Source organism: Vibrio sp. MOR3 (assembly GCF_001557775.1).
In the GTDB taxonomy this organism is placed as follows: Bacteria; Pseudomonadota; Gammaproteobacteria; order Enterobacterales; family Vibrionaceae; genus Vibrio; species Vibrio jasicida.
The window spans coordinates 316,912-342,456 of record NZ_LNRD01000002.1 but is presented as its reverse complement, the minus strand read 5'-3'; the positions used below and the strand labels follow the sequence as shown (position 1 = coordinate 342,456).

The following is a 25,545-nucleotide window of genomic DNA, read 5'->3' as shown; positions in this document are numbered from 1 at the left end:
TGAAAGCCGCGAGCGGTAATGTGAACAAAAGGATCTGAACTATGAGCTCTCTACGAAGAAAATGGATTAGTGACCCAGCATTTAAAATGTTTAAGAAAGTACTGCCACCATTGTCGAGTACGGAAAAAGAGGCAATGGAAGCCGGTAGTGTATGGTGGGATGCCGAGTTGTTTTCTGGCAAGCCTAACTTTACAACGCTTCATCACTACCCAAAACCAGCACTGACGTCTGAAGAACAAGCCTTCATGGACAATGAACTTGAGACGTTACTTGAAATGCTAAACGATCAGCAGATCGTAAAAGATGACCGTGATCTACCACCTGAAGTCTGGGAGTTCTTACGTAAAGAGCGTTTCTTCTCTCTGATCATTTCGAAAGAATACGGCGGCCGAGAGTTTTCTGCACTTGCAAACTCAACCATCGTATCTCGTATTGCCACACGAAGCATCAGCGCAGCCGTATCAGTCATGGTGCCAAACTCTCTTGGCCCAGGTGAGCTACTTTCTCACTATGGTACTCAAGAGCAAAAAGACTACTGGCTACCACGTCTCGCTGACGGTACGGATATTCCATGTTTTGCTTTAACCGGCCCTGAAGCTGGCTCAGATGCAGGCGGTATTCCAGACCAAGGCGTAGTTTGTTACGGCACGCACGAGGGTGAAGAAGTTCTTGGTATCCGTGTTAGTTGGAACAAGCGTTATATTACCCTAGCACCTGTTGCGACTGTTCTTGGTCTCGCATTCAAACTTCAAGACCCAGATGGCCTGCTTGGCGACAAGAAAGATGTGGGTATTACCTGTGCATTGATTCCTGCTGATCACGAAGGTGTGGAAATTGGTGAGCGTCACGATCCGCTCGGTTCTGCGTTTATGAACGGTCCAACACGTGGTAACGATGTGTTCATTCCTATGGACTGGCTAATTGGTGGATCAGAGTACGCGGGTAAAGGTTGGCGTATGTTGGTGGAATGCTTGTCGGCAGGCCGTGGTATTTCCCTTCCTGCGCTCGGCACCGCAATCGGTCACCTTACCACACGAACCACAGGCGCTTACGCATATGTCCGTAAACAGTTTGGTATGTCCATCGGTAAATTTGAAGGTGTCGCTGAGGCGATGGGACGCATTGGTGGTTTAACTTATCTACTTGAAGCAACACGTACTTTGACGACGACGTCTCTTGATATGAAAGAGAAACCAGGCATCGTGACAGCTATTGCTAAATACCACATGACGGAAATGGCCCGTACTATCCTGAACGATTCTTTCGATATCCATGCGGGGCGCGCGATTCAAGATGGTCCAATGAACTACCTAGCGAAACATTATCTAGGCATTCCTGTTGCTATCACCGTCGAAGGTGCAAATATTTTGACTCGCAACCTAATGATTTTCGGTCAAGGTGCGACACGTTGTCATCCATACGTACTGAAAGAGATGGAAGCAGCGGCCAACCCAGATTCGAAAGAAGGTGCGAAAGAGTTTGATGATCTGCTGTTTAAGCACATTAAACATGCCACGGGTAACACCTTTGGCGCACTTGGCGCAGCGCTAACTGGTTCTCGTTTTGTTAAGGCGCACATGAGCGGCCCTACGCAGCAATATTACAAGGACATTACTCGTCTAAGCCGTGCGCTAGCCGTAAGTGCTGACTTTGCGATGCTGACGCTTGGCGGTGATTTAAAACGTAAAGAGATGATCTCTGCTCGCTTGGGTGATGGCCTAAGCTACCTGTATATGGCATCAGCCGCGTTGAAGAAGTACGAAGATGAAGGTCGACAACAGGGTGATCTAAACTTTGTCCATTACGCGGTACAGCACTGCTTATACAATGCGTCTAAGTCACTGAATGAAGCGTACTCAAACTTCCCTGTGAAATACGTAGGTGGTGTCCTTAAAGGCTTGTTATTCCCACTTGGTAATCACTTCAAAGCACCGAGTGATGAACTGTGTGTAGGTCTGGCAGAGGCTATGATGACCCCAGGCGCTCAGCGTGACCGTCTGACGCACCTTTGTTACATCGGTAAAGACGAAGACGACAGTGTGGGTTTGATGGAGCGTGCATTTTTAGCGATGTATGACGTTAAGCCATTAGAGCGCAAACTGATGAAGGCGGCTAAAGATGGCAAAGTTGCGCGCAAAGGTCTATTACATGACCGCCTACAGCAAGCGTTTGAAGAGGATGTGTTAACTGAGCAAGAAATAGATCAAATTATGGCGGCGGATAAGCTGCGTTACAAAGCAATTCAAGTTGACCACTTTAGCCATGACTTCTCAGAAGTTCGTACTAATGTGACGACGAAAAAAACGCATTTGAATTCAGCGGCATAACGTCCACACTAAAATGTTCGAAATAAGCACCTCAGCCGAGGTGCTTATTTGTTTCTATCGGTCATAAATGATGCTGTGAGTGCTCCAACCACTTGCATTTTCGCAGCATTTTTACAGAAATTAGGTGCGAAGTAGGGCTGAACCTTTTATCCTAGCAACGTTTTTTAAAGGAAGTTGAATATGATCATCAAACCTAGAATTCGTGGATTTATCTGTACTACTACGCACCCAGTGGGTTGTGAAGCTAACGTAAAAGAACAAATTGCTTACACTAAAGCACAAGGCCCAATTAAAAACGCTCCAAAACGCGTTCTCGTTGTGGGTGCATCAAGTGGCTACGGCCTATCTTCTCGTATCGCTGCGGCATTTGGTGGCGGTGCTTCAACTATCGGTGTTTTCTTCGAAAAAGAAGGCACGGAGAAGAAGCCAGGTACAGCAGGTTTTTACAACTCTGTTGCATTTGAAAAGCTAGCTCGTGAAGAGGGTCTATACGCGAAAAGCCTAAACGGTGACGCGTTCTCAAATGAAGCAAAACAGAAAACAATCGATCTGATCAAAGAAGACCTTGGTCAGGTAGATATGGTGGTTTACTCACTGGCTTCTCCAGTACGTAAAATGCCAGAAACGGGTGAACTGATTCGTTCAGCACTTAAGCCTATCGGTGAAACTTACACGTCGACCGCTGTTGATACCAACAAAGACGTCATCATCGAAGCAAGCGTAGAGCCTGCTACTGAGCAAGAAATCCAAGACACAGTAACCGTAATGGGTGGTGAAGATTGGGAACTATGGATTAATGCACTATCAGACGCTGGCGTGCTAGCAGATGGCTGTAAAACAGTCGCATACAGCTACATCGGTACTGAGCTAACTTGGCCGATCTACTGGGATGGCGCTCTAGGTAAAGCGAAAATGGACCTAGATCGTGCATCAGCAGCACTGAACGAGAAACTGTCTGCAACTGGCGGTAGCGCAAACGTAGCGGTACTTAAGTCTGTTGTGACTCAAGCAAGTTCTGCAATTCCTGTAATGCCTCTATATATCGCAATGGTATTCAAGAAAATGCGCGAAGAAGGCGTACATGAAGGCTGTATGGAACAAATCTTCCGCATGTTCAGTCAACGTCTTTACAAAGAAGACGGCAGCGCTGCAGAAGTAGATGAAGTGAACCGCCTACGTCTGGATGATTGGGAACTGCGTGAAGACATCCAACAACACTGTCGTGACCTATGGCCTCAGATCACGTCTGAAAACCTAAAAGAGCTAACTGACTACGTTGAGTACAAAGAAGAGTTCTTGAAGCTATTCGGCTTTGGTGTTGACGGTGTGGATTACGAAGCAGACGTGAACCCAGCAGTAGAAACAGATTTCACACAAATCTAATCGTTTCTAGCGGAATTGAAAAAGGCGCTCAATGAGCGCCTTTTTTCTGTCTAGAATCTTTGAATAAGGAGCGCTAACTGATCTGTAACGCTCATTCATTGTGATTAACTCAGAATAATCAGAATGGTACCAGCTAGGGTCATCAAGATATTGGCTATCGCGTACGTACCTGCGTAACCAAGTGCAGGAATTGTCGACTTAGCGTATTCGTTTACTACGTCCATTGCTGGAGCACACGTACGAGCTCCGATAATAGCACCAAAGAGTAGGGCACGGTTCATCTTAAGCACGTAAGCGCCAACTAGATATGCAAGAACAACCGGCACTACGCTTACAATAAATGCTAAACCAATGATCTGTGGACCAACTTGAGTTAAGTGTTCGAACATCTTGCCACCAGCACTTAAGCCTATTCCGACCATAAAGAACATCAAACCTAAATCTTTGACCATATTTAACGCCCCTTGCGGAACATAACCGAAAGTAGGGTGGTTTGCTCGTAGGAAGCCCAGCGTGATGCCTGAAAGTAATAGGCCGACTGCGTTACCTAAGCTGAATGACACTTGACCAAACGTCATGGTCACCAAGCCAAACATAATGCCCAGAATAAAGAAGCTACAAAACGCGAGTAAATCTGCCATTTGGCTGTGGATCGAGATGAAACCGATTTTCTCAGCGAGACCATGTACACGGCTCTTTTCACCACTCACCTGAAGGACATCACCTTTAGCGAGAACAATGTCTAAATCCATCGGCATTTCAATTTGAGCACGCACTACGCGGTTTAAGAAACAGCCGAATTCAGATAGGTTCAAATCAGACAAGCGTTTGCCTGCAATGGCATCGCTCTTAACCACGATCTCTTCTTCGACTATTCGAAGGTCAAGCAGGTTTCGGTCGAATACTTCTTTACCGTTGCGGAAGCTAGGGTCAAGACGCGCATGGCTGTCTGGGAAGCCTACTAGTGCGATTTCGTCACCTTCTTGCAGGATTGCATCACCGTCTGGGTGGGCAAGAATGCCGTTACGACGAATACGTTCTATGTAACAACCCGTCTGGCGGTAAATGCCCAACTCACGAAGGTTCTTACCATCTGTCCAGTCAATCAGCTCAGGGCCAACACGGTACGCACGGATAATGGGTAAATACACCTTTCTTTGACTAGAACTCCCTAAGCCGCGTTCTTGTGCGATTTGTTGAGCTGAGTCGGATAGGTTTTGTTTTTGCAATTTAGGCAGCAGTTTGGCAAACATGATCATGCTGATCAAACCGACCAGATAAGCCATGGCATAACCCACCGATAGATTTTCTAATACGAGAGAAAAATCCATGTTCCGCGGAATGGTAGCAAGACCAGAGTTTAATGCATCTTGTGCACCTACCAGAACAGGCGTTGCGGTAAGGGCACCCGCCATCATACCGGCAGATAAGCCAAAATCTAGGCCCATATAATGGCTACAGAAATAAGTTAAGCCGACAGCCGAGACCAACACGGTCATGCTCAAAATGAAGTAATGCTTACCATCTCGGAAGAAGATACCGAAGAAGTTAGGCCCAGCTTCGATACCTACACAGTAGATAAACAGCATAAAGCCAATCGTTAGCGCTTCTGCGTTAAATGAGAAGCCGAGGTGTCCCATGATAAGCGAGGTAATGAGCACGCCAATAGAGTTGCCTAACTGCAGCTTTCCAAAGCGAATTTTGCCAATGGCAAGACCAATTGCTAATACGACGAAGATTAGAAGAATGGGGTTTTGTTCAAGAAGATGTACGACGTCTATGTTCACTGTGTGGCTCGGTAAAGTGTGTGCCAAAGAAAAAGATTAAGAATTGCGAATTGTAACTAAATATAGCAAAAAGATAAGTGAATTTTTTTAGGTTTTACTATTACTTGACGTAAGGGAATAACATTTTGAATACATAATAAAAAAGCCGCTACTAGCGGCTTTTAAAAATTCAGTTATTCGAATTACTCGTCGAATAGACCTAGGTGCTCTTTTGCGTAAGCTTCAAAGTCATCACAACCACCGATGTGCGTTTGGTCGATGAAGATTTGAGGAACAGTTTCTACTGGCTTACCAACTGTTTTCTCTAGGTCAGCTTTAGAAATCCCTTCAGCGTGGATGTCTACGTAACGGTAGTTGAAATCATCACGTTTTGCCTTAAGTGTTTCAGCGTGCTCTTTAGCACGTACACAGAAAGGACATGCAGGGCGACCAAAGATAACTACGAACATAATCTTATTTCTCCTAAATCTATTCTTATTGAAAGCGAACGAAAACGTCAATGCTGCGATTCGCTCTCGTATGTTGGGACAACTATGCCCGATCCAGAACCGGAAATAAAGCAGCAAATGCCTCTTGTTTCGATAGGCGAAATCTATCGTATAAAAACTAAACACGCACTAAGCTTAAAGCCAAGAAAAGTCACTTTTAGAACAAAAGTTAATCGATCTTTGGGCTTAGCTAACTCTGTGAAGTGACGCATAAAAACACACATTTTGAAGGGTTAATGGCGGCAAGGTGCACTCGGTCAACTTTTTTTTGCGCAAAGCATAGCAATCTAGTCTGATTTGTTGTTTTGGGGAGGAAGTGTATGTTTCAGTTTATGACTGCAACAAGGATTATCTTCGGCGAAGGGGCGCTTCAATCTTCGTTGTCTGTAATCAATCAATTTGGCTACAGCGTATTACTGGTGACAGGTAAAGACACGCAACGTGCCACACCGATCATTAATTATCTTAAAGCGCAGAATATGCGTTATCAGCATGTCGCTATAAATGGTGAGCCTAATATCACCATGGTGGAAGAAACTGCCATTCTAGGACGAAAGTTTCAGCCGGATATAGTCGTTGCCATTGGGGGAGGCAGCGTGATTGATATGGGGAAAGCGCTGGCTGCTATTATCCCAAATCAGGGGGATGTGTATGACTATGTTGAAGTTGTTGGTCGAAACGTCCCACTAAAAACCAAACCGATTCATTTTATTGCTATCCCTACCACGGCAAGCACAGGTTCCGAAGTGACTCGTAACGCAGTGCTCAAATCTGGGCAAGACCAAGTCAAGGTTAGTTTACGCAGTCCGGAGATGTTAGCGGATGTCGCTATTGTGGATCCCACCTTAACTTATGGTACGGATCAATACACATCTGGAAGGGGAGCGATGGATGCTTTCACTCATTTGATGGAAGCGTATGTCTGCGGTGACCCTAACCCTTTAACTGATATGGTGTGCGAAGAGGGGCTCAGACGGCTAAGCCGCTCTGTCATAGCTGGTTGTAAGCAAGATAATCATAAGGCGAGATCAGATTTGTCTTTCGCAGCCTTGTTGGGAGGTATGGCGATCACTAATGCTAAACTAGGTGCTGCGCATGGTTTAGCTTCGGCATTAGGTGGAAAGTTAGATGCCCCCCATAGTGTGATTACTGCAAGGTTGGCGCCGCACGTAATGCAAGAGAACATAAAGGCAGCAAAGCAAGCGGGCAGAGCGGATGTGATCAGTCGCTATAGGAGGTTGGCACAACTTGTCACGGATAGAACGAATGCTAATGAACATGACGGTGTGCTATGGGTGAAAATGGTGCTCGATAAACTTGAGTTGCCTCATCTTGGTAAGTTTGGGGTTTGCCAAACCTCTTTTGAACAAGTGGCCGATGACGCCCTCATGTCCGTTGCTATTAAAGGAAATCCTCTTCCGCTCAATCAAGACCGATTAGTCTATATCTTACGTCAAGTGTGCGATTGTAGCGGGGAATGCATGGAAGAAAGCAAGCTTCATGCTAGTTCAGTTGAAATTCTTGAATCACACTCAGATCTCTCAAGTGTCAACGATTGACTGAGATAGTGAATGCGGTTATCTGTACAAAAAAGGGGAGCAATTAAGCTCCCCTTCGTATCTCTATTAGTACTGACTTAGCTTGTCGTAACGGCTATCTTTTAGCGCGTCTTTTACTCGCTTTAGGTTCTCACGAAACCCAGTACCACGTCGAAGCGTAAAGCCCGTTGCAAGTACATCAATGACGGTCATTTGAACTACACGACTGGCCATAGGCATGTATACGTCTGTGTCTTCCGGTACATCTAATGTAATCGCCAGTGAGCTTGCTTTCTCTAGTGGCGAATCTTTGGCTGTAATTGCAATAACAGTTGCGCCGTTCTCACGAGCTAGATTCGCAATCTCAACTTGGCTCTTGGTTCGTCCGGTATGAGAAATCAACACAATTACGTCGTTGTCACTGCAGTTAATGCAGCTCATACGTTGCATTACAATGTCTTCGAAACAAGTAATTGGGATGTTAAAGCGAATAAATTTGTTTTGTGCATCCCGCGCAACCGCAGAAGAAGCGCCAAGACCAAAGAATGAGATACGCTTTGCCTGAGTAAGAAGATCCACGGCACGATTCACTTGCATCGCGTCAAGGCTATTCTTCGCTACGTCCAAACACGCCATTGTCGATTCAAAAATCTTGTGGGTGTAGGCATCAGGCCCGTCGTCTTCTTCAACGTTACGGTTTACATAAGGCGTACCATTGGCAAGGCTTTGCGCAAGGTGCAATTTAAAGTCTGGGAAACCTTTGGTATCCAGACGTCGACAGAAACGGTTAACAGTTGGCTCACTCACGTCAGCCATTTTCGCTAACGTTGCAATGCTTGAATGAATTGCAGTTTGTGGAGACGCCATAATTACTTCCGCAACTTTGCGCTCTGACTTACTGAAATTCTCCAGGTTTTTTTGAATTTTTTCTAATGTATTCATAGTGTTCACGAGGGTATAGAGAACAACTCGCTGGCTCTGTTAACGGGTAGAAACACAAAGTTTCTCGGTCGAGAGGGGCGTTAACGAAAACGACCAGCGCCATAAATTCAGTATAAACCCGATCCTTTATCTGGCTAAAACAAATACGGTTACTATTTCGTGAGAATTTGACAAGCCTCAAACAAAATGTTGTAAAAACTACAGAATTGGATGTGGGATCGAAGGTATGTTGCTCTAGTGGCACAATAATGATGTTTGAGTTACACCAAAAAGAAAGAAATTTTCAATTTGATGTAACTCACATTGGCGCTTAAGAATTGAGAATGTCTTCGACAGTTTCTTCAATCTTAGCCATCAAGCTTGGTGCTTGTTGAGCAATTTCACGTTGCTCATCAAGAACAGCATTCAATATGTCGTTCGTAGTTAGAGGGTTCGCCAGCACAACACGAAATACGATGGTATTCATACGTTGCCATTGGTCTGGATTCAGCCTAGTACGAGAGACAAAGGATTTACCAGTTTCGCGTTGTCGCTTCTGAATAAATTGAGTGAGCTGGTTGATCAGTTCGTTCAATTTTTCTTTTTGCGTGCCCTGTGCCTTTTCCAGTGCTGCTCGTAGGTGAGTTGGTAAATAGCGATAGGTCAGTAAACAAAGTTCAGGCTCAGAGACCAGTTCAAAATCTTCTTGTTGCTTGATGAGATCGGCGAAATAGCGCGCTTTTGCAATACTCTGATCGATAAGCAGTTCGTAACCTGGGCGGCTAATGATGTGCATGGCTGCGTAAACTAGCATCGCCATTCCAGAACGAGAGCCTTCAAGCGTATGGCTGCCAAGATCTTTCGAGCCTTTACGCAGTATGTACTGTGCGTGATGCTCGATGGATTTCATTGCATCAGGATCTTTAAACAGAACCATGCCTGCACCCATAGGAATGTACAGTTGTTTGTGAGCGTCAATCGTGACTGAATCAGCAAGCTCAACGCCACCGAGTAGATGACGATGATTGTTCGACATTAGTGTCGCACCACCCCAAGCTGCATCCACGTGGAAGTGGCAATTATGCTGTGCACAAACTTCGGCAATTTGGGCTAGGGGGTCTACGCTACCCGTTTCGGTCGTACCTGCAACACCAACAACAGCGATCGGCTTAATGTTTTGTGCTTCAAGCTCCGTGATTTTTGCCTTGAGGTCATCGACAACAATACGGTTGTTTGCATCTGTCTTGACGGCAACTAAGCCATCTTGGCCTAAACCAAGGACATCGGCGGCTTTCTTAAGTGAATAGTGGCCACGCTCTGATACCAAGATCGCAAGACCTTCGTAGCCATAGTGCTTCATCGCTTTGAAAAGGCCTTCCTTTTCTACACCTTTGAATGCACCATCTGCTTTCAATGCTTTGTTGCGAGCAACCCAAAGCGCAGTAATGTTGGCAATGGTACCGCCAGAACAAAATGCACCTAGAGAATGTTTGGCGCTGTGCATCCACTTACGGTAGAACTTTTCGTCCTGACCGTAGATAAGACTGTGTAGCATGCCTAGCACTTGACGCTCTAGTGGAGTGAAAGCTTTTGAGGTCTCAATCTTCACCAAGTTTTGGTTTAAGGCAATCATGATTTTCGACAGCGGCATTAAAAAATACGGCAGGGCAGAAGTCATGTGACCAATAAAGCTTGGTGCAGAGGTGTGAACCGAGTGAGATACTAAGGTATCTAAAAGGTGCTCGGTATGGTCTGATACAAACTCAGGTTGCTCAGGAATCTGAGCAGAAGAAAAGTCTTTCTCGATTTCACGTAAAGGCTTTTCTTCTGCCACGATGTGTTCACGAAGGAATTGATTTAAGTTTTGGGAAAGACTTTCATCAATTTTCGTCAACGTGGAATCTGGACCTTCAGGAATCGTGAAGATCTTTAACAAGCTCTCGAAGCTAACGTCAGCGGTTTTTTGTTCCTTAACCATAGCAAAGAATCTTTGTAGTTATTTTGGTAATGCGAGCGGCACAATCTAAACCAAAACGGGCGCAAAGTCCCGTTTTAATTATTGAAACCCATGTTGCTGAAATGAAACTTTAGGCGGGGTCTTACTCACACTTCTGCTTTTCAATCTTAGCAATTGATTGATTATACTTGTTAAGCGCAGAATCGATCTGTTTTGGATGGCTTAGCAAGTCAGCAAACGCTGAGCGTAGGTCGTAGTTCTTTGGATGGTTAGCAGATTGACGATCGCTGAAGGTTTTCTTCGCCGCTTCACCTAGGGCATCACTGCGTGTCGCCAGTTGCTTCACATCGTGTTGTTCTAGCTTCAACCATGCTTCAACCGGTTGCTCTGTTGCTACTCGGCTTGGATCGTTTTCTAGAAAATAATGTACTGCTTCACGGTTGAGTTCGAAGTGGTGTTTACGGCCTTCTAAGAACCATTGGCTAACTTCGTTTAAGTCAGGGTATTGAGTCACGGTTAGGTCTACGAGATCTTGATACCACTGTAGGGAAGCATCAATGTAGCCATCGTATTTAGTTGCAAGACATTGCTGATCAGCAGCAAAAGTAAAAGTTGAGCTTGTAGCGAGGAGCGCCGCAATGACAAAGCGTTTCATTATTATTCCTTTTGGTTGTATTCCCTTTGTAACCCCAATAGACATATGCCTTGCCTGTCACTGATTACCGATCCAAGAGTTAAAAATTAAAGGGCTCGATAACAAAGCGGTGAACCAGAAAATTCTCTTCGAATTGAGCATTTTGAGGTTACTTGGGTATTTGAATTTTTGCCGTATTGTAATGGATGTTAATGAATATTCCTGAGATCTAGCTAGCAAGAGACACAAAGAAAAGCATCATAACTGGCACTAATAAGCTCAAGATAAAGCCACTTACAATGGCAACAGGCACACATCGAACACCGCCCGTGGTTTGAATGACGGGTAGGGTAAAGTCCATCGCCGTCGCGCCGGCGTAGCCAATTGCTGTAGATGGATAACTGCGAATAAGTAGTGGGATGGCAATCAACGCGACCAATTCACGCATCAGCTCAATTAAGAAAGAAGCGCCGCCAAAGATAGGCCCAAAGGCGTCACCCATCAAAATGCCAGCCAGTGAATACCAGCCAAAACCAGAAGACATCGCCAAAGCTTGATAAAGAGGAAGATCCAAAATCATTGCAGCAATTACGCCGCCAAGCATACACGTTGCAATGATCACTGTCGCAATCGCCATACCTTGCTTGTTGAGTAGGATTTGTCTAAGCGTCAAACCACTATTGCGTAGTTGAATGCCGATAAAGAAAAGCAAAAGGAATAAAATCCACTCGCTCGCTGTGTCCACCCAAGACAAACCAATAGGAAGAAACAAGCCAGCAACTAGGCCACCACCCACAACAACGACAAGTTTGATTGACTCTAAAGCCATTGACGAAAGAGGAAGCTTCTTTTGATTCTGATCGGTTTGCAAAGGAAGCAGCTTATCGACCAAAGGTAAAGCGAGTAGGTTGCATACGCTCAGGCAGGCGAAAAATGTGCCAGCGTAAAGAAGAATAGTTTGTAAATTACTACCAAGGTTGTCCAATGCTGCAAGGCTCAAACCCATCAAAGAAAGAATGACGTAAATGAGGTATGAGGTCGACTTGTTGATTTTCTCCAACATCGAAGCTCGAGAAATTGGAATTAAATAGCCCACCACCAATGGGGCGAAGATAAATAGCATCCCTGAGAACATAAAACTCAATGATTCCTTTATGAGGTAAGCAGAATAACTTAGCCACGTATAAACGAATCAAAACACTATTTGAGCTTTAACGTGGCTGGATTTGATGTATCGGGAGATTAAAGGCCGCTGGCACTGAGAACTTCTTTAATTTCACTTTGGAAGTCAGTATCACTCATATTGCTGAGTTCATACAAGACTTCTGCACCAGTTAAATTAAATTCTACTTCGTGTTCTTCAATTCGCTCATCCTGATTACGGAACATTAATAAATGGTTTGCAATGCGGGCGATATCCAGATAGCTCACTTCTGGACGGGAAGTTTGATATTTTTCGTTTGAAGACACTTCACGGAAATCGTTGTCGAAGCCCCATTTCTCAAGCACGAGTTTACTGGTTGCAGAGCAGCGAGTTTGGAATATTTGCAAAGCAATATCAGAATCGAGGTAATTCCCTCTATCAAGATACAGGTGGTATTCATTGATAAGGCAGAACAAACCGATATCTGCAAGTAAGCCAACAAGTAAGGCTTTCTCTTGCTCGAGATGCCCATAGGTAGCGGGCTCATGTTTTTTAAACTCTTGAACCACCAATACCATTGCTGCGCCAAGCTCACGGGAGACCGCTGCGCTCTTTACTAAGATGGCATTGCATTCTTTGGTTAAGTTCACCGAGTGCTTTAATTGTTCAATAGCTTGTGCGGTAACGATATCTCTTACCCTCAGGATACCTAAGCGTGAAACCGCGGTCGTGAGATCATTACAGGTGATGTTGCGGCGGTTAAAGATAACAGAGTTAGCGACACGAACAACTACAGCAGCAAGACCCGGGTCTTCGAGTAGGGCATTAGCAATGTCGGCAATCGTTGTATGTTCTTCAGTACAAAGCTGCTGAATTTTAAGTACGACATCAGGGATGGGAGGAAGGGATATTTTACCGGTAGAAATGGATTGTTCTACCAGTTGAGCGAACTCAGATTCCAATGCTTTTATAAGCTTATCTTTATTATTGGGTAGCCAAAAAAATGATAGATGTTCCATTACGACGCTGTGCTAGAGAGCTTTCGTACAGTGTACCCTCACAGTATGTTAGTAATCAATTAAATACAGGTTTGACTCTCGCAATTGCTGTATTAATCACCATGGCGTTCGGTTTTTGGCAGTGATTGTGTCAAAAAAACATCGCTTTAGGATGGGTAAGTGTGAAACTAATCACGTATGTGGAATTTGTACTTTGGCATATGTGACATAGATCCTAACTTATTTTTCAACGTTAAGTATGATTAAGGCAGTTGGTGAGCGCAATTCACAAAAATATCGCCAACATATCGACATTTTATAATTCGCACTAAGCTGCTGTTCATCTGGTGACATCGCTAATCGGGGTAATTTATTCAGATTAAAGAGGTCAATGGACATGACAGACCAAGCTTTTTTTAACTATGTAAGCAATTTTAGTGAGTATCAGAAACGTTCAATGTTCGGCGGCATTGGTTTATTTAGCAATGACGCTATGTTTGCTCTTGTAAGTAACGACTGTTGCTACTTGCGCGGCGGAGACGAACTCGACGCAGAATTTACTCAACTTAACTGTGAAAAATATAAGCACGTCAAAAAACAAACGACGGCAACAGTTAACTACTATGACGTAACAGACTTATTCGATGCTGGCTTTGCTGGTCTTGATACGTTGTTACAAAAATCTATAGATTGTTCAATTAAGGAACGTAAATACCAAAAGTCCTCAGCCAGTAGACGCCTACGTGATCTGCCAAACATGCAACTGACGTTAGAACGTATGGTGAAAAAAGCAGGAATCGATGACGTAGAGACGTTTTTGGAACTTGGCCCAGTGGAAGTATTCAATAAAGTAAGAGTTGCGTACGGCAGTGATGTCGACGTGAAGCTTTTATGGAAATTTGCTGGTGCAATTGACGGCGTTCATTGGAAACTTATCCAAGAGCCACGTAAAAAGCAGCTACTGGCAATGTGTGAGTAAGCTTATTTAGTTTCACGATGATTGACTCGTCTTAGATGAAGTCAGCGAGTCATAAAAGTGAGCGTTGAAAGCGACAAAAGGAAGTTGGATGCTTTTAGCCACTTCATTCGAGTTAGTCATTGCAACGAATCAATAATTAAGAACAAAAAAAACCGAGGTGAGTACCTCGGTTTTTGTTTTTCGGCTTCAATTAGATTTCAATCAACTTGAGATTAGAACTTGAAGCGAGTGGTGAACATCACTTGATCACCATAGAAATCATTAATACGCGCTTCTGCACCCAGAGAGAATAGCTCTGTAGAGTGGAAACGAGCGTAAACAGAACCAATCCAATCGTCATCGTTATCGATAGACACGTAGCCAGCTTTACCACCCACTTCTAGTTGAGGACCAAGCCATTGGCGAACACCAAGGTTAAGTTCCATACCAACATCAGTACTGCTTGAGTTTGAAGGCTGTACAACACGCATTAGCATTGCACCTGTTAGATCAGCCCAGTTGTTTAGTGGCGAGTGGAAACCAAAACCCGCTGCTGAATCGAAATCACCATCGAATTCAGAGTCGATGCGAGCAATGATGTGCGCATTTGGGTGAATTGATTTGCTGAAACCAGCACCGAATGTTACTGGGCTTGCACCGATACGAGCTTCCATGTAGTCGTAGCTAAAGTTGCTCATTGTTGCTGGAGCGTTGTAATCGTTCGCAGCTAGAGCTTGGCTAGATGCCAACAAAAGGGCAGCGGCTAATAGTGTTTTACGCATAACTAACGATAAACCTTGTCTTATAGTTCCATGGATCCAAGTAACCACTTGAACCGTAATCTGATTTGTTCGACATCATAATAAAAACGAAGGTCTACGACCAACAAAAATGTGTCGATGTTTTGTCAATTGACTCAATTGTGCCAACTTAACAGCAAAAAACGCGCCAGATTCTCTTTATCTGTCCGCGTTTTCTATCGGGAGCGGTTATTCACCAAAGCTACTGCGTCGTTTTGCCATAGCGTTCAAAATGGCTTCGGAATCTAGAATTGCAGTCCATGATAAAAGGTTATCGTCGTTTTCTATCATGAAAGCAGTCAGTTGCGACACAAGCGCCTCTCGAAGCGCTTCGCCTTTCCAAGGCTTTGCGATGTAGTAGTCTAAACTGGCGTGGTTCACCGCTTCTACGGTATCTTCTAGCCCGGCTTGTCCTGTGAGCAGAATTTTACGTGCAGATCGAGTGTCGCTATTTTGACTCAACTCAATCAAAAAGCTGATACCAGTTTGTTCTGGCATAATATGGTCGCAAAGAATGAGAGCCAAACGAACGCCTTCGTCGGTCATTTCTTCTATCACCTGTTTCGCTTCTGTGACAGACTCTGCACCCTCGACAACAAAGTTATCTTCAAAGGGCATGAGATCTTGAAGGACACTATCCAAGACTTCTCTTTCGTCATCCACGCACAAAATCAGATATTTCGTCATGTTTCATCTCCTTCTGATGTGATAGGTAGCCAAACTTTCATGCAGGTGAAATGGCTCAACTCAGAATCCACTTCAATCCAACCATTGTGGCTTGCCACGATTTGCTGGCAAATTGAAAGCCCGATACCTAAGCCAAAGTTACCTTCTTTCTTTGTTGTAAAGTTAAGTTCGAAAATCGCTTTCTTCTGTTGTTCAGGAATGCCGCATCCGTTGTCTTTAAACGAAATCACTGCATAAGGTTGATGGTTTTTTTCGATTAGTTGCGACTGAATGCTGAGTCTCCCTTTTTCTGGGAATGCGTCAATTGCGTTGGAAATGAGGTTTGTCCACACTTGTTGTAACGCGATAGGCTGACACAACGTGTTGGGTAAGCTCGCATAATCTGTCGTGACCTGATGCAATTTGAGGCGATTCTCGAAGATGACCAATGTATCTTCTATGCCTTCATGAAGGTCAGCATAGTGTAGTGTTTCATCATCTGAACGAGCGTAACCTTTTAAGCTCTTAACCATGTCGGCAATACGGGCGGCGCAGACGTTAATCGAGCGAAGTGATGCGCCTACTTGGTGATATTGTTCTAACGTTCCCAATGAGTGCAGTGACGCCGGTTCTTGGCGATTGAGTTTATCGATGAAGGCCAAGTCTGATTCTAATCCTAGATTGACCACTTTTTTCCCTAAAGCGCGCTCGGGTAGGTAATGGCTGAGTTGTTTCACTCGTTCCCTAAGTTCTGCTGTTGAGGCTGGCTTGGCTTTTTGGGCATGAGTGAGCAGTTCTACGCCTTTTTCTTGAATGTCGTGGGTTGGGTGTTTGGTGAGTAAGTCTTCTAGCGTATGGGTTAGATTTTCGACGCCACGCAATATCGCAGCGATTGGATTATTGAGCTCGTGCGCTACGCCAGCGACTAATTGGCCGAGCATGGCCATCTTCTCACGTTCAATTAATTGTTGATGAGCAGACTCTAATGATTCTAAGGTTTTTTGTAGCTTCAACTTGGTATTGATACTGCGTTGTAATCGGCGGTTAAAGTGACGAAGGAGCAAATTAGTAAACAGTGGTAGCAAGTTAGAATCACTCTGCATCACCTTACGGAACACTTTTCTGTCCAGTTTTATGACTTCTGTTTTGGTCAGTGTTAACGCTGTCGAGAAGGAGCTTTCTCCAGTAACAAACGACATGCCACCTACGATGTTGCCTTTTGCGTGACGAACGACCTCACGTTGCATACCAAGTTCGTCTCGCTTATAAAGCGCAACCTCGCCACTGGTGATAAACCATAGAAAGCTGTTTGGCTCTCCCTCTACCGTTAGTAAGTGTTCGGGTGAGTAGGTTCGGCATGCTTCGCTATCGTCATCTTGGGTGAAAAAACATTGCAACGCGCTAATCACTTGCTCTGCCAATTCACTATCAGAGAGGGCATGGTAATCATTCAAAAAGCCCGCCTGATAGTTACTCATTTGGTTTTCAATATGCGCACGTAACAACTTGTGCTGATCGAGAATTTGGCTATAGCTGAGCAAATCTTCTTTGTCGTGACGAAGGATAAATTGAGTCAATTCTTTTTGGGCAGTATTGAAAAGAACTTTATCGGGTAGAGGTTTGGTCAAGCAGTGGTCGAGACGCCCTTCGTTTACCGCCGTTAAAATAGCTTCGATATCGGATGAACAACTGATCAGTATTCTCCGAGCGTTTTGCGTGTGAGGTTTTCGGTCTAGACCGATAAGAAAATCAACACCATTAAAGTGTGCGTGGTGACTCGCGATGACTAGAGCGACGGTTTGCTCTCTTTCTTCTAGGTATTCGAGTGCGCTCTGCGCTTCTTCTATGGATTCGACAGAGAGAATATCAAATTTGCTTGAAAAGGCGGACAACTCCAATCGAAATTGCTCAGCGCTGATAGGATTATTGTCGAGGCACAATACAGCGTAACGGTTCACAGGTGTTTGAGCTCCGGTTAAAACTTGGCACAAACAACATATCAATTAAACACCGCAATGGTTGAGAGCTGAGTATTGTTCTTGATTAATGAACTAAAATAACCATCAATAGTCTGATTTAACTCAATGTTTTATCCGCTTAGGGTTTGGGTTAGACTGAGCACAAATACTCAATAAGTGATGTTATGGAAAATCTTAAAAAAATAGGTGCCATCGGTGGTGCCATTTCTCTTGCGCTTTGTTGGCCACTTGCGGTTGGGCAGATTGGTCAAACCATCATTGAAGATGGTATTGCAAACATGAATGATGACATGGTGAAGGGCGAGATCGTGGAATACGACCGCGGTTACCTTTCTTCGGTTGTCCTTACTCGTTACACCGTGGTTGACCCAGATATCAAAACTCAACTTGAGCGTGATGGTTTGCCAACAACTTTCGATGTTACGAGTGACTTATCTCACGGTTTAACCAGCCTTACGGCGGACTCTAAGCTGGTGGACGCTGATTTCCTACCACTTACGATGCACAGTAAAACCCAACTAAACGGTAATACTGCCTTTACCTTAGATTTGGATAGCTGGAACTATCAAAATGATGCTCAAGGAATGTCATTATCGACGAGCCCATTACAAATCACTGGTGACGTGACGGTGCTTGGTGATCTGAACTATCAAGTTTCAGTGCCTTCAGTACAAGTGGATTTTGAAAACGGCGAAGAAATTCATTTAACCGAACTGACTGGTCAAGGGAAAGGTAAGCAAGCAAAGGGGTACTGGTTAGGCGAACAAACGTTCTCATTGCAGAAGCTGGATGTCGTTGATGCGCAACTTGCTCCGATGTTTATGATTGAGAACGCGACATACAACGGTAACACTTCTCTTAATGAAACTGGCGACAAACTCAACAGTAAATTGAACCTAGAAGCCAACCAACTGCGTTTGACGGATGGGACAGATGTCGACAACTTTAAGTTGGACTTTTCAATCGCCGATGTTGACAGCCAATCGTTTGATCAGATTATGTCTATCTATCAAAACTCGCCAATGCTAGATGAGCAAGAAATCCAAACGTTGCTTCCTCACATTGATACGTTGTTTAGCAAGGGCTTTAAATTGTCAGTGAATGAGCTTTCTCTTGCGTTTGGTGAAGGTAAATTCCGTAACGAATGGCAACTGTCTGTACCAGAAGGAACGGATAATATCACTCAAGACCCAATGAAGTTAATGACGGCAACAAGCGGTTCGTTAAGCACTTATTTCTCTGATGAGCTTGTGGATCTTTACCCATTCATCCAAGAAAGCGTGGATGAGCTGATGGTGATGGAACTTATCGAGAAAAAAGACAACGGCTACCAATTGAAAGCACAAATTTCTGATGGGAAACTGAAGTTCGAAAATGGACAAGAGTTTCCTTTAATCGCGTTGCTTATGCCTGCATTGATGCAATAGGCAAGTTTACAACGTAAGTTTTTAGCTTTTTCAGATTAAAAAGAGGTCGTAAGACCTCTTTTGTTGTTTTTATCCCCACGAAAACATGATATTAATTTCGTCATACTTACTTAGCAGGAGCAATGAGCATCATGGAACAAAATACGGACAACGTATTTAACTTCAGTGCAGGGCCAGCAGGTCTGCCAAAAGCAGTCATGCAGCAAGCACAAAAGGAGCTAATTAATTGGCAAGATCTTGGAACTTCAGTGATGGAAATCAGTCACCGTAGTAAAGAGTTCATCAAGGTTGCGGAAGAAGCAGAGCAAGACCTTCGTGATCTTCTTAATATCCCAAGTAACTACAAAGTACTGTTTTGCCAAGGTGGTGCTCGTGCTCAGTTTGCCGCTGTTCCGCTTAATCTATTAGGTGATGCAGAAACTGCGACTTACATCGATGGTGGCTACTGGGCTGAAAGTGCAGTGGCAGAAGCCAAAAAATACTGTGAACCAGATGTTTTCAACGCGAAGACAGTGATTGATGGTAAAACGGCCGTACTACCTGCAACAGAGTGGAAAATTGCCCCTGACGCAGCGTATGTGCATTTCTGTCCAAACGAGACCATTGATGGTATTGAAATTAATGATCTACCAGTGACCGACAAACCGATTGTTGCGGATATGTCTTCAACGATTCTCTCGCGAGAAATTGACGTATCGAAATACGCTGTGATTTATGCGGGCGCGCAAAAGAACATCGGCCCATCAGGAATCGCGATTGCTATTGTTCGTGATGATCTGCTTGGTCTAGCGAAAGAAGTACTACCAAGCATTTTGGACTACAAAGTGCTGGCAGAAAAAGAGTCTATGTTCAACACACCCCCGACGTTTGCTTGGTATTTATCTGGTCTAGTTTTCAAATGGCTAAAAGCGCAGGGTGGTGTTAAAGCTATTGAACAAGTGAACCGTGAGAAAGCGGCGCTGCTTTATGATTACATCGACCAGTCTGATTTTTACCGTAACGGTGTGCATCCAGAGAACCGCTCTTTAATGAACGTACCATTCCAACTGGCAAAGCCAGAGTTAGACGGAACATTCCTTGAATTAGCGGACGCTAAAGGTTTAAAAGCACTAAAAGGGCACCGCGCGGTTGGCGGTATGCGTGCTTCAATTTATAACGCAATGCCGTTAGAAGGTGTGCAAGCGTTGGTCGACTTTATGCGCAACTTTGAGCAAGAGTATGCTTAATCCAGACCTGTGATATAATCCTCCAAAGCGTCGCAATAGCGGCGCTTTTTACTTTCTACAAGATCGTTTTCTAATGGAATCATTCGCACAGAACCATTGGACGGTTTTGAATAACCAACATTGGTTCGCTATCTTTGTAACACCATCTATTTTCGAGAATTCTAGTGAGAAACCTCTGCTTAACCCTACTGCTTTGCTTCTCTAACCTGACTGTTGCTCAGGAGATCCAAGTATGGAGCGGCATTGAATATTCAACGGTTGCTGAAATCAACGAACGTTTTGAAGAGCAAACAGGAAACACATTAGCGATCAGAGAGTTTGATGTAAACAACATCCGCTCTGAATTGTTATTGGCCAAGCAAACTGGCATTACCATACCGGATGTCATTTGGGTGCCGTCAGACTTCCTTGGGCTGCATGACTACTTTGACTTGGCTAAGATTCCTAGCACTTGGATAGAAGAAAAGAGCATTGAGCCCAAAGCTCTGGAATTGGTAACGGTAGATAATGCCATTTATGGTGTGCCTTTAGGTTTGGGTAACCATCTTGTGTTGTACGTAAACACTAAATTGACCCAAGAGCTACAACCTACGTGGGAAAAATTGTTGGAAGAGGCTAAGAAGGGGCAATCCTCACTCGCGATGCAATATCCAAACATGTACTTTTTAATGTCGTTTGTACCTATGTTTTCGGAGCATCGCTCAAAACCGGTGACCGATATTGATGTTGGTGCGCTAGCGGCGGCGCTTAGATTTTATGGTGAGTTGCCCCAAGAAGGAGTCGTCAAAGATAACTACTCTCAAGAGCAAGCTCGCCAGCAGTTTATTGAAGGGGAAGTTGCCTATCTTATCGATGGTGATTGGGCTCTGGGCGAGCTAAAACAACATTTTTCTAAAGAACTGAAAATCAGCAGTTTGCCTACCTACAACAATCATCACATGCATTCTTTAAGTGGTGGTAAAGTGTTGGCGTTTAACGAGGAGGCGATGGCCAACCCTGCCAAGCAGAAAGCCATGCGAACCTTGGCGATGATTGTACAAAAACCAGAGTTTATTGAAGATGTGATCATCAACCAAAACTTGATTTCTACTAATCGTTCTATCAATCGCAAGTGGTATGACTCTGACACCACCTATTACAGTGACTTGTATGAAGAGCTAACGCCCGCTTATGCTATGCCGAGTACGGTGGAAATGGCGGTCACATGGGAGGCATTGATTCGTGGCTACAAGCGTTTTAAAGCTGGAATGCCAGCAGAAAGCGCCGCTGAGTTTGTGGTTGAATTTATCCAAAAGCATTCCGAGCATATCCATAAAAGCAGGAAGTCTTCATCATGATCAGTTTGCGTAATATCTTAACGTTGATCGTGGTGCTCGGATCGTTGCTACCTGCTTATTGGGTAGGTACTAGCATGATTGATAAACACCAAGCAGATTTGTTGGTGCAAAAAGAAATCAAGCTAGAGAATACCAATCAAGGTATTCAGAAAACCGTCAAAGAAGACCTTACCTTCATTGCCAATTTAACGCGTTGGTACTCGAAAGATCGCCTGTTAGTTCAGGGGATGGATAACGTTCTTTACTCGAGCATCATTTGGCAAATGATTGAAACCTTTGAAGAGTTGGCGACCAACGTCAGTACTACGTACATCATAGACAAAAACTGGCAGCCGATGTATGAGAGCAACGGGTCAGTTTACCATCTGGAAAACAGTAAGTTATTAGAAAAAATACGCGCAGCAGATGCGGTATACAAACAAGGGAAAATGTTTCATACCACCTATTTTGATGAAGGCTTGGTACTCAAAGGTGGTCAAAGTGGTCTTGTTTTTGTGAGTCCATTGCTGCCATATACTTTGCTGCCTGATTCCGAATATGAACCCCAAGGTTATCTTGTTGTATTAGTGTCGTATCAGGACTTGATTCAGATATCGCAACCGTTCCTTTACGCACAAGAAAGTGTCAACTTTCATTATGGCTCTGTCAGTCAAACGAAGGGTGATGCCTCTCGACATCTAACCAATATTGAAGTGCTGAACAACAACTTTGTTGAACCATTAGAAGTTTCGATGATTCACTCTGTGTCTAACGTAGCACGTAATCAGGAGTTGATGCAGTCTAAGCAACAGCTACTCAATATCATAATCGCAACTTTAGTGGTGACGTTATGTATCGCCGTGGTCGCGAGTCGCTGGCTTACGCGTCCAATTCGAGAGATGGAAATCGTCGTACGCAGTTTTAAAAACAACACTCGCCCAGACTTACGACCAAAACGTTTTCAATTTAAAGAGTTCCGCCAACTGATGAACTTGTTAGATTCGTTGTGGTTACAATTGACCAACCACATGGATGAACTGGAGATTCGTAACCAAGATTTACGGAAAGCTAATCAGCAAGTGCAGGACACCAATGCTCAGCTCGCCAATTTTAACCAAGAGTTGGAGCTCCGAGTTGAAGAGCAAACAGCGGAATTGCGTGTCAACTTAACGCGAGAAGAAGCCCACCAAGAGAAGTTAATGACTTTAATTAACTTTACCACGAGTCATGCAGGTATTGGTTATCATGCTATCCCAGGAGTGATTAACTCTGGGTTGAATCGTCTGATAACAAGTTCAGATATGCGGTTTAGTTTTAGCCATCCAAAGGGAGGGCAGATCAAAACGATGCGCTCATCCACAGGAACCGTACTTGGTTATTTCGATTATGGTCAGTATGAGATGAATGAAGAAGAACGCATTCTGATCGAACTATTCAAAAAGCAGCTCTACTCTTGGTTGGAACTAGAAGATTTTGCTCGTCGAGACAAGCTTTCACGTTGTCTAAATAGAAAAGCATTCGATGAAGATTATGAGTTCGCTTGCCAGTCGTTGGTAAACGGGCGATGGAAGTCAATAGCGATTATTATCATCGACATTAACGGATTAAAAATGTTGAACGATAACTATGGTCACGACCGTGGTGATTTGTTAATCGCAAAATCAACACAATTGATTAAGTCCGTATTAAAAGAGGAATTCATGCTTTACCGAATCGGTGGTGATGAATTTGCGGTGATTGCGAAAAATATTGATAGCACGGCGCTTGATGCACTAACCCTCTCTCTAGAAGTTGCGCAAGAAGACAAGTGGATAGAACTCTCAGAACATAAGCGTCACCCAGTTAAGTTCTCAGTTGGTGGGGCATCAAGCGAGGGGACCTCTCTTGATAACTTGTTCTCCATGGCAGATGAAGCCATGTATGAGCGTAAGAGAGCGTTCTATGAGAGCACTGAAGACGATTCAAGAAAGACGTAGTTTCGATATACGATGAATACATAAGAAAGCCCTCACTCCTTATAGGAGTGAGGGCTTTCTTTTTCGCCTGTTATTAATGAGGCTGCCTTGTCACTTTAAGTGAAGTGTCAAAGGTTTTGCTACTGCGATAGACTGAATAGGGGAGGCATCATCTAATGGGTAAGAGATACTTGAGCTGATAATACCTGCATTGTACAAGCAATAAACAATGTCTAGTTTGATATTATTCTGCTCCAATTCAATTCCTGTAAATACGGTACCGCAATCGGCGATCTCAGTTAAGTTCAAGGCTTTTTGCAGAGATATTTTAAGTAGGCGATCTTCAGAGTCGTAGCTAAATGATCTGACCGCAAAGTCATCAATGTCGATGACTGATTGATTATCGTCATCGGTATCGAGGAAAATCGGGTTTACTTTATCCCTGTATCGAATTGATAGCGTTCCGTGCAAATCGAATGGATAGCGAATCTTTTTCATGCTTTTCACCTGTGAACAAGTCTGTTTCGCGCGTCAAAGGTTGATCATAGTGATTGTATTCTGACTTTGGATAGCATCTATGAAATGAAAAAACCTTAAATTGCTAAGTAATTTTATTTTCATGCACTTACGTGAAAATTATTTAATAAACAAAGATACTATTTGTGCTTTTCACTTGTTTGTAAGAGTGATTGAACTGGTACGTTATAGTAAGTTCTCTAATCAACCTTAAGCATATTAATGAATGCTAAAATGGTATTTGCCTATAAATTTATTTGAATCACAAATATGATGACGACAAATAGTGATATCAACGAACGCGGCGCAAGAAGTAAGTTGCAGCAAAAAGGCAAGAATAGAAACTTTATCGAGCGTAAAGGCTGGTGAATTTTCAAGATCGTTGCTATTCGGAGGAAGGCCAATAACGACGACGCAAAATGTTGTCGACATTGACCTTAACGTGGCGAAAAATGGATGAGCTGTTTGTTATTCGATGTTTATTATCAGCAAATGCAATGTGGGTGCTCTAGACATGTGTCGCATTCGCGCTCCGTACAGACACCACAGCAAGTTAATAAGTAAAGAAACTCCGGTTGAGTAAATAGCTCACTGGTTTCGATGTACATGACAGCACGTGTATAGCGTTTTGAACCAACTTTAATTGCACCAACAGGATTTTCACTTTCATAGGCTGCAACGCTAAATCCCATTTTTAACATGACATCAACAGAGCTCTTTAAGGTCACGCTCGCATAGTAGTGATGAATATGCGCATTTTGAGCGAGGAAAGTAAACTCAGTGTGCAATTGCCTGCGAAATACTCGTTCGCTTTTCGAATGTTGGCTAATCGCGTAGTAGGAATATGTACCTTTGTCTTTCAATGGTTTCGTTAATCTCAGATCGATGGTATCGATAGGAAGACGATTTCGCTTTGTCCTATCAATTTCGTTTTCTAACGTTGGGTAGCTAAAAAACATACCAATGTTATGACCAACCAGTTTACCTCTTGATAAGTACTTATAAGCGATCGCGCGGCCATCCTTTTGATATTCGACCAGATCGATTGAAGAGAGGTTGTGTTTGATATTGAGCGACTTTAATTGGTCGTGAAAGTTGTTCAAACTATGAATAAAGTCTTGCTCATTATTTTGACTCAGCTCCTCCTCTTCGATGTACTCGTGCTCGACTTGGCGTACACTGTTGTAATCAATGCCAGATATGATTGACATCGCATCCTGATACCGTTGCTTTAGCGACAGCTCGAATTGCTCGACATCTTCTTTTAGCGATAAGTCTAGCCCTAGGCTACATAAGTACGGTAGCAAATTATTCTCGAATGCACGAAGCACTCTTACTCGTCGACTAAGGCTTGGTTGAGTGATGCCTCTTTCCCATCTACTGAAGGTGACGCAATCTATATTTGCTAAATCACCACCTAATAGATTTAGTCTAATCGATGCTTGCTCCTGAGTTAACCCTAACGCGGTTCTTATTGATTTTAGATAACTCCCGAACACCTTACTTTCTCCCATATATCTAAAAC

Annotated in this window: 20 protein-coding genes; 8 read left to right on the top strand and 12 right to left on the bottom strand. The window is 43.8% G+C overall.

Going from position 1 to position 25,545, the window contains the following annotated elements; genetic code table 11:
• Nucleotides 1–41 precede the first annotated feature (41 nt).
• Together ATB76_RS06125 and fabV are read left to right on the top strand one after the other, a co-directional pair.
• A complete protein-coding gene (locus ATB76_RS06125) occupies nucleotides 42–2,327 on the top strand; it encodes an acyl-CoA dehydrogenase (RefSeq protein ID WP_061034876.1) in 2,286 nt (761 codons plus the stop codon).
• 180 nt (nucleotides 2,328–2,507) lie between these two features.
• Nucleotides 2,508–3,710: an enoyl-ACP reductase FabV gene (fabV, locus tag ATB76_RS06120; RefSeq protein WP_061034875.1), complete on the top strand. Its 1,203-nt coding sequence runs from the start codon at nucleotides 2,508–2,510 to the stop codon at nucleotides 3,708–3,710.
• A gap of 104 nt (nucleotides 3,711–3,814) precedes the next feature.
• On the opposite strand, the gene ATB76_RS06115 is transcribed toward fabV, so the two are convergent.
• Together ATB76_RS06115 and ATB76_RS06110 are read right to left on the bottom strand one after the other, a co-directional pair.
• Nucleotides 3,815–5,497 carry an aspartate:alanine antiporter gene (locus ATB76_RS06115; RefSeq protein ID WP_038868712.1) on the bottom strand — a complete coding sequence of 561 codons (1,683 nt, stop codon included), beginning with the start codon at nucleotides 5,495–5,497 and terminating at the stop codon, nucleotides 3,815–3,817.
• A gap of 182 nt (nucleotides 5,498–5,679) precedes the next feature.
• Complete coding sequence (locus ATB76_RS06110; RefSeq protein WP_005428550.1) at nucleotides 5,680–5,946, bottom strand: GrxA family glutaredoxin; 267 nt, start codon at nucleotides 5,944–5,946, stop codon at nucleotides 5,680–5,682.
• A 359-nt stretch (nucleotides 5,947–6,305) separates the two neighbouring features.
• On the opposite strand from ATB76_RS06110, the gene ATB76_RS06105 reads away from it, so the two are divergent.
• The gene (locus ATB76_RS06105; RefSeq protein ID WP_039974461.1) at nucleotides 6,306–7,544 is read left to right on the top strand and encodes an iron-containing alcohol dehydrogenase; all 1,239 of its coding nucleotides are present in this window, start codon (nucleotides 6,306–6,308) and stop codon (nucleotides 7,542–7,544) included.
• 66 nt (nucleotides 7,545–7,610) lie between these two features.
• On the opposite strand, the gene ATB76_RS06100 is transcribed toward ATB76_RS06105, so the two are convergent.
• The 5 genes from ATB76_RS06100 to ATB76_RS06080 form a co-directional block, all read right to left on the bottom strand.
• On the bottom strand, nucleotides 7,611–8,465 hold the full coding sequence (locus ATB76_RS06100) for a MurR/RpiR family transcriptional regulator (protein ID WP_038868710.1): 855 nt from the start codon (nucleotides 8,463–8,465) through the stop codon (nucleotides 7,611–7,613).
• A gap of 310 nt (nucleotides 8,466–8,775) precedes the next feature.
• A complete protein-coding gene (gene panP / locus ATB76_RS06095) occupies nucleotides 8,776–10,422 on the bottom strand; it encodes a pyridoxal-dependent aspartate 1-decarboxylase PanP (protein WP_038874619.1) in 1,647 nt (548 codons plus the stop codon).
• A gap of 121 nt (nucleotides 10,423–10,543) precedes the next feature.
• A complete protein-coding gene (locus tag ATB76_RS06090) occupies nucleotides 10,544–11,056 on the bottom strand; it encodes a hypothetical protein (RefSeq protein WP_045424325.1) in 513 nt (170 codons plus the stop codon).
• Between the two features lie 208 nt (nucleotides 11,057–11,264).
• The gene (locus tag ATB76_RS06085) at nucleotides 11,265–12,170 is read right to left on the bottom strand and encodes a lysine exporter LysO family protein (protein ID WP_038868707.1); all 906 of its coding nucleotides are present in this window, start codon (nucleotides 12,168–12,170) and stop codon (nucleotides 11,265–11,267) included.
• Between the two features lie 107 nt (nucleotides 12,171–12,277).
• Nucleotides 12,278–13,198, bottom strand: coding sequence for an HDOD domain-containing protein (locus ATB76_RS06080; RefSeq protein ID WP_038874621.1), 921 nt, complete (start codon nucleotides 13,196–13,198; stop codon nucleotides 12,278–12,280).
• 370 nt (nucleotides 13,199–13,568) lie between these two features.
• Here ATB76_RS06080 and ATB76_RS06075 point away from each other — a divergent pair, with 370 nt between their 5' ends.
• Nucleotides 13,569–14,156 carry a TfoX/Sxy family DNA transformation protein gene (locus tag ATB76_RS06075; RefSeq protein WP_038868704.1) on the top strand — a complete coding sequence of 196 codons (588 nt, stop codon included), beginning with the start codon at nucleotides 13,569–13,571 and terminating at the stop codon, nucleotides 14,154–14,156.
• A 212-nt stretch (nucleotides 14,157–14,368) separates the two neighbouring features.
• Here ATB76_RS06075 and ATB76_RS06070 read toward each other — a convergent pair whose 3' ends face one another.
• From ATB76_RS06070 to ATB76_RS06060, 3 genes are all read right to left on the bottom strand, one after another.
• Complete coding sequence (locus tag ATB76_RS06070; protein ID WP_038868703.1) at nucleotides 14,369–14,917, bottom strand: hypothetical protein; 549 nt, start codon at nucleotides 14,915–14,917, stop codon at nucleotides 14,369–14,371.
• 207 nt (nucleotides 14,918–15,124) lie between these two features.
• Complete coding sequence (locus tag ATB76_RS06065; RefSeq protein ID WP_038868702.1) at nucleotides 15,125–15,622, bottom strand: response regulator; 498 nt, start codon at nucleotides 15,620–15,622, stop codon at nucleotides 15,125–15,127.
• Nucleotides 15,619–17,559, bottom strand: coding sequence for an ATP-binding protein (locus ATB76_RS06060; RefSeq protein ID WP_061034874.1), 1,941 nt, complete (start codon nucleotides 17,557–17,559; stop codon nucleotides 15,619–15,621). The genes ATB76_RS06065 and ATB76_RS06060 overlap by 4 nt, the downstream gene beginning before the upstream one ends.
• A gap of 185 nt (nucleotides 17,560–17,744) precedes the next feature.
• Here ATB76_RS06060 and ATB76_RS06055 point away from each other — a divergent pair, with 185 nt between their 5' ends.
• The 4 genes from ATB76_RS06055 to ATB76_RS06040 all read left to right on the top strand — a co-directional run bounded on the left by ATB76_RS06055 (nucleotide 17,745) and on the right by ATB76_RS06040 (nucleotide 23,525).
• Nucleotides 17,745–19,007: a DUF945 family protein gene (locus tag ATB76_RS06055; protein WP_038868701.1), complete on the top strand. Its 1,263-nt coding sequence runs from the start codon at nucleotides 17,745–17,747 to the stop codon at nucleotides 19,005–19,007.
• A gap of 131 nt (nucleotides 19,008–19,138) precedes the next feature.
• Nucleotides 19,139–20,233: a 3-phosphoserine/phosphohydroxythreonine transaminase gene (gene serC / locus ATB76_RS06050; protein WP_039974466.1), complete on the top strand. Its 1,095-nt coding sequence runs from the start codon at nucleotides 19,139–19,141 to the stop codon at nucleotides 20,231–20,233.
• Nucleotides 20,234–20,397: 164 nt separating this feature from the next.
• Nucleotides 20,398–21,570 carry an extracellular solute-binding protein gene (locus tag ATB76_RS06045; protein WP_039974467.1) on the top strand — a complete coding sequence of 391 codons (1,173 nt, stop codon included), beginning with the start codon at nucleotides 20,398–20,400 and terminating at the stop codon, nucleotides 21,568–21,570.
• Nucleotides 21,567–23,525: a diguanylate cyclase gene (locus tag ATB76_RS06040; protein ID WP_061034873.1), complete on the top strand. Its 1,959-nt coding sequence runs from the start codon at nucleotides 21,567–21,569 to the stop codon at nucleotides 23,523–23,525. Before ATB76_RS06045 ends, ATB76_RS06040 begins: the two co-directional genes overlap by 4 nt.
• Nucleotides 23,526–23,615: 90 nt before the next feature.
• Here the strand turns inward: ATB76_RS06040 and ATB76_RS06035 are convergent, their stop codons facing one another.
• Nucleotides 23,616–24,002 (bottom strand): hypothetical protein, encoded by a 387-nt coding sequence (locus tag ATB76_RS06035; RefSeq protein WP_038868696.1) that lies wholly within the window; start codon nucleotides 24,000–24,002, stop codon nucleotides 23,616–23,618.
• A 503-nt stretch (nucleotides 24,003–24,505) separates the two neighbouring features.
• Nucleotides 24,506–25,519, bottom strand: coding sequence for a transcriptional regulator (locus tag ATB76_RS06030; protein ID WP_061034984.1), 1,014 nt, complete (start codon nucleotides 25,517–25,519; stop codon nucleotides 24,506–24,508).
• Between the last annotated feature and the right edge of the window lie 26 nt (nucleotides 25,520–25,545).